This is a genomic window from Actinomycetospora sp. (assembly GCF_055612215.1).
Window position 1 is genome coordinate 1 of sequence record NZ_JBVPVA010000416.1, and the last position, 4,918, is coordinate 4,918.

General features: G+C 71.2%; 9 protein-coding genes. All 9 read left to right on the forward strand.

What is annotated here, in order from left to right; translation table 11 throughout:
- On the forward strand, positions 1–231 hold a 231-nt coding region (locus AC0CYZ_RS11730), incomplete at its 5' end, for an EF-Tu C-terminal domain-related protein (RefSeq protein ID WP_472215467.1).
- A 428-nt stretch (positions 232–659) separates the two neighbouring features.
- Complete coding sequence (gene rpsJ, locus AC0CYZ_RS11735) at positions 660–965, forward strand: 30S ribosomal protein S10 (protein ID WP_018177839.1); 306 nt, start codon at positions 660–662, stop codon at positions 963–965.
- Positions 966–973: 8 nt separating this feature from the next.
- The gene (gene rplC / locus AC0CYZ_RS11740; RefSeq protein WP_472215469.1) at positions 974–1,654 is read left to right on the forward strand and encodes a 50S ribosomal protein L3; all 681 of its coding nucleotides are present in this window, start codon (positions 974–976) and stop codon (positions 1,652–1,654) included.
- Positions 1,651–2,439: a 50S ribosomal protein L4 gene (rplD, locus tag AC0CYZ_RS11745; protein WP_472215471.1), complete on the forward strand. Its 789-nt coding sequence runs from the start codon at positions 1,651–1,653 to the stop codon at positions 2,437–2,439. The genes rplC and rplD overlap by 4 nt, the downstream gene beginning before the upstream one ends.
- Positions 2,436–2,735, forward strand: coding sequence for a 50S ribosomal protein L23 (gene rplW / locus AC0CYZ_RS11750; protein WP_472215473.1), 300 nt, complete (start codon positions 2,436–2,438; stop codon positions 2,733–2,735). The genes rplD and rplW overlap by 4 nt, the downstream gene beginning before the upstream one ends.
- 14 nt (positions 2,736–2,749) lie before the next feature.
- Complete coding sequence (rplB, locus tag AC0CYZ_RS11755; RefSeq protein WP_472215474.1) at positions 2,750–3,589, forward strand: 50S ribosomal protein L2; 840 nt, start codon at positions 2,750–2,752, stop codon at positions 3,587–3,589.
- 20 nt (positions 3,590–3,609) lie between these two features.
- Complete coding sequence (gene rpsS / locus AC0CYZ_RS11760) at positions 3,610–3,891, forward strand: 30S ribosomal protein S19 (protein ID WP_169186796.1); 282 nt, start codon at positions 3,610–3,612, stop codon at positions 3,889–3,891.
- Positions 3,892–3,941: 50 nt separating this feature from the next.
- A complete protein-coding gene (gene rplV, locus AC0CYZ_RS11765) occupies positions 3,942–4,358 on the forward strand; it encodes a 50S ribosomal protein L22 (RefSeq protein WP_472215476.1) in 417 nt (138 codons plus the stop codon).
- Positions 4,358–4,918 (forward strand): 30S ribosomal protein S3 (gene rpsC / locus AC0CYZ_RS11770; RefSeq protein WP_472215478.1); only part of this gene is annotated, 561 nt, incomplete at its 3' end. The genes rplV and rpsC, both read left to right, overlap by 1 nt.

Consider the following 4,918-nt stretch of genomic DNA (forward strand, 5'->3'; position numbering starts at 1 on the left):
CGGCACACGCCGTTCTTCAACAACTACCGCCCGCAGTTCTACTTCCGGACGACCGACGTCACCGGCGTCGTGACGCTGCCGGAGGGCACCGAGATGGTCATGCCCGGTGACAACACCGAGATGTCCGTCCAGCTGATCCAGCCCATCGCCATGGAGGAGGGCCTCCAGTTCGCCATCCGTGAGGGTGGCCGGACCGTGGGCGCGGGCCAGGTCACGAAGATCAACAAGTAGGACCCTGCTCCCACCCCCGGTGTCGGGGCGCCACGGCGCGCGTGCGACACTGGTCAGGTTGCTTGCCCGGGCGGTCGGCTCAGTCGGTATCGAGCCGGCCGCCCCGGCGTGAGCGGGGTCGGTGACGGAGGTCCTCGAGGGACACGCCGTCGCCGGACCGCTCGGAGCGGGACCGGGCACCCCTGGCGGGTGCCCACCGTGCCGCCCGGCTGACCGCGAGGTCTCCGGCGGGACGGACACACCATGAACAGCGAGGGTCCGCGAGGACCTCGAGCCGCGGAGCGACCAGCGTCCGGGGCGCGCCAGCGCGACGGAGACGACACACCCGACCGCGTGGACCGGAGAGGTCCTCGGGAGCCGGGTGGGACCGCCTCCGGCGTGCGGGAGCGGAACCGGCCGAGCACCGAGAAGAGGAACGGCAAGCCACCATGGCGGGACAGAAGATCCGCATCAGGCTGAAGGCCTATGACCACGAGGCGATCGACGCGTCGGCCCGCAAGATCGTGGAGACCGTGACGCGTACCGGTGCCTCGGTGGTCGGCCCGGTGCCGCTGCCCACGGAGAAGAACGTCTACTGCGTCATCCGCTCGCCGCACAAGTACAAGGACTCGCGGGAGCACTTCGAGATGCGCACCCACAAGCGACTGATCGACATCGTCGACCCGACGCCCAAGACGGTGGACGCGCTCATGCGCATCGACCTTCCGGCGAGCGTCGACGTCAACATCCAGTGAGGTCTGAGATGTCGTCAACCTCCTCCGAGAGGCAGATGAACGGCGTCCTCGGCACCAAGGTCGGCATGACCCAGGTGTTCGACGAGGCGAACCGGATCGTCCCCGTGACCGTGGTCAAGGCGGGCCCCTGCGTCGTGACGCAGGTGCGGACCCCCTCGACGGACGGCTACAACGCGGTCCAGCTCGCGTTCGGTGCCGTGGACCCCCGCAAGGTGAACAAGCCCGAGACCGGGCACTTCGCCAAGGCCGGCATCACGCCGCGCCGCCACCTCGTCGAGCTGCGCACCTCCGACGCCTCGTCCTACGAGGTCGGCCAGGAGGTCACCGCCGAGGTCTTCGGCGCCGGCACCGTCGTCGACGTCTCGGGCACCACCAAGGGCAAGGGCACCGCCGGCGTCATGAAGCGCCACGGCTTCCACGGCCTGGGCGCGAGCCACGGCACGCAGCGCAAGCACCGCTCGCCGGGCTCCATCGGCGGCTGCGCCACCCCGTCGCGGGTCTTCAAGGGCATGAAGATGGCCGGCCGGATGGGCCACGTGAAGACCACGACGCAGAACCTGACCGTGCACGGCGTGGACGCCGACGCGGGCCTGCTGCTGATCCGCGGTGCCGTCCCCGGCCCGCGCGGCGGCCTGGTCCTCGTCACCTCCGCGGCCAAGGTCCACCCGAAGGGCGGTGACCAGCAGTGACCTCGTCCCAGACCGCAACCGCGTCCGGCGACGCGGACGCCCGGGCGACCCGGCGCCCGTCGTTCACCGCCGGCGAGGCCCGTCGCGTCGCGCGCCTCGAGGCGCACCTCGCCGCGGGCACGGGCGAGACCCGCTCCGTCCCGGTCCACACGCCGACCGGCGGCACCGACGGCACCGCCGAGCTCCCCGGTGAGCTCTTCGACGCCCCCGCGAACACCGCGCTGATGCACCAGGTGGTCACCGCGCAGCTCGCGGCGGCCCGCCAGGGCACGCACGACACGAAGACGCGCGGCGAGACCCGCGGTGGCGGCAAGAAGCCGTACCGCCAGAAGGGCACCGGCCGCGCCCGCCAGGGCTCGACCCGGGCGCCGCAGTTCACCGGCGGTGGCACCGTCCACGGGCCCACGCCGCGGGACTACTCGCAGCGGACCCCGAAGAAGATGAAGGCCGCCGCCCTGCGCGGTGCCCTCTCGGACCGCGCCCGCCACGAGCGCATCCACGTCTTCTCGGCGCTGGTCGAGGGCACCGCCCCGTCCACGAAGGGCGCGAAGGCGGCGCTCGCGAGCGTCGTCACGCCGGACCGCGAGCACCGCCACGTGCTGGCGGTCGTCGCGCGCGAGGACGAGGCGGCCCGCCGCAGCATCGCGAACCTGCCGGCGGTGCACCTGCTGACGCCGGACCAGCTCAACACCTACGACGTGCTCCGCGCGGACGACGTGGTCTTCACGACCGCGGCGCTCGAGGCGTTCGTCACCGCTCGCACCAGCGGGGAGGCAGACCAGTGATCGCGGACCCGCGTGACGTCATCCTCGCGCCGGTGATCTCGGAGAAGAGCTACGGCCTTCTCGAGGAGCGCCAGTACACGTTCCTGGTGCGCCCGGACGCGAACAAGACCCAGATCAAGATCGCCGTCCAGCAGATCTTCGACGTGCAGGTGGCGAGCGTGAACACGCTCAACCGCGAAGGGAAGCGCAAGCGTTCCCGCCGCGGCTTCGGCAAGCGCAAGGACACCAAGCGCGCCGTCGTCACCGTCACGCCGGACAGCCGGACGATCGACGTCTTCGGCGGACCCGGGGCGTAGGGGAGTTCTGAACCATGGGAATCCGCAGGTACAAGCCGATGACCGCCGGGCGGCGCGGCGCGAGCGTCTCGGACTTCGCCGAGATCACGCGTGACCACCCGGAGAAGTCGCTGGTCCGCCCGCTGCACAACAAGGGCGGCCGCAACGCCACCGGGCGCATCACGACCCGACACCAGGGCGGGGGCCACAAGCGGGCCTACCGCCTGATCGACTTCCGTCGCAACGACAAGGACGGCGTGCCGGCCAAGGTCGCGCACATCGAGTACGACCCGAACCGCAGCGCCCGCATCGCGCTGCTGCACTACGCCGACGGCGAGAAGCGCTACATCATCGCGCCGGAGCGGCTGGGGCAGGGCGACGCGATCGAGAGCGGCCCGCGGGCCGACATCAAGCCGGGCAACAACCTGCCGATGCGCAACATCCCCACCGGCACGGTGATCCACGCGATCGAGCTCCGCCCCGGCGGCGGCGCGAAGATCGCGCGCTCGGCGGGTGCGCGGGTGCAGCTCGTGGCGAAGGACGGGCCCTACGCCCAGCTCCGGATGCCCTCGGGCGAGATCCGCAACGTCGACGTCCGCTGCCGCGCCACGATCGGCGAGGTCGGCAACGCCGAGCACTCCAACATCAACTGGGGCAAGGCGGGCCGCAACCGCTGGCGCGGCAAGCGCCCGACGGTGCGCGGTGTCGCGATGAACCCGGTCGACCACCCGCACGGTGGCGGCGAGGGCAAGACGTCCGGTGGACGGCACCCCGTCAACCCGGCCGGCACCCCGGAGGGCCGCACCCGTGGCCGCAAGGAGAGCGACCGCATGATCGTGCGCCGCCGGCGTACCGGCAAGAACAAGAAGCGCTGACGGGCAGGGAGGAGACAGCGATGCCGCGCAGTGTCAAGAAGGGGCCGTTCGTCGACGACCACCTGCTCAAGAAGGTCGACGCGCTGAACGAGTCCAACCGCAAGTCCGTGATCAGGACCTGGTCGCGCCGCTCGACGATCATCCCGGACATGATCGGCCACACGCTGGCCGTCCACGACGGGCGCAAGCACGTCCCGGTGTTCGTCTCGGAGGCCATGGTCGGGCACAAGCTCGGCGAGTTCGCCCCGACCCGCACGTTCCGCGGGCACGTCAAGGAGGACCGCCGGTCCCGTCGCCGCTAGGCGACGGGCTGCGGTCCCACGTCCCGCGAGACCAAGGAAGGTAACGAACGATGGCTGCACCAGCCGACACCGACGCGACCCCCCAGGGGGCCGTCGCGCGGGCTCGCTACGTGCGCATGTCCCCCATGAAGGTCCGGCGCGTCGTGGACCTGGTGCGCGGCATGCCCGTCGGCCAGGCCGCTTCGGTGCTGCAGTTCGCCGAGCAGGCGGCGGCCCAGCCGGTCGCGAAGCTCGTCGCGAGCGCCGTGGCGAACGCCGAGAACAACTTCGACCTGGACCCCACCACCCTGGTGATCTCGACGATCACGGTGGACGAGGGTCCGACCATGAAGCGGTTCCAGCCCCGGGCGCAGGGGCGCGCGTACCGCATCCGCAAGCGGACCAGCCACATCACCGTGGAGGTCACCTCCGTGCCGGAGGGCACCGGTCGTGGCGGCCGCCAGCGCTCGAAGGGAAGGACCCGCTGATGGGTCAGAAGATCAACCCGCACGGGTTCCGCCTGGGCATCACCACGGACTGGAAGTCCCGCTGGTACGCCGACAAGCTCTACGCCGACTACGTGGCCGAGGACGTCAAGATCCGCCGCATGCTCTCCAAGGGCATGGAGCGGGCCGGCATCTCCAAGGTCGAGATCGAGCGCACGCGTGACCGCGTGCGCGTCGACATCCACACCGCGCGCCCCGGCATCGTCATCGGCCGTCGCGGCGCGGAGGCCGACCGGCTGCGCGGCAACCTCGAGAAGCTGACCGGCAAGCAGGTCCAGCTCAACATCCTCGAGGTGAAGAACCCCGAACTCGACGCCCAGCTGGTCGCCCAGGGCGTGGCCGAGCAGCTCGCTGCCCGCGTCGCGTTCCGTCGCGCCATGCGCAAGGCCAAGGACACCGCACAGCGTGCGGGCGCCCTCGGCATCCGGGTGCAGTGCTCGGGACGCCTCGGTGGTGCGGAGATGAGCCGCTCGGAGTTCTACCGCGAAGGCCGCGTCCCGCTGCACACCCTGCGCGCCGACATCGACTACGGCTTCTTCGAA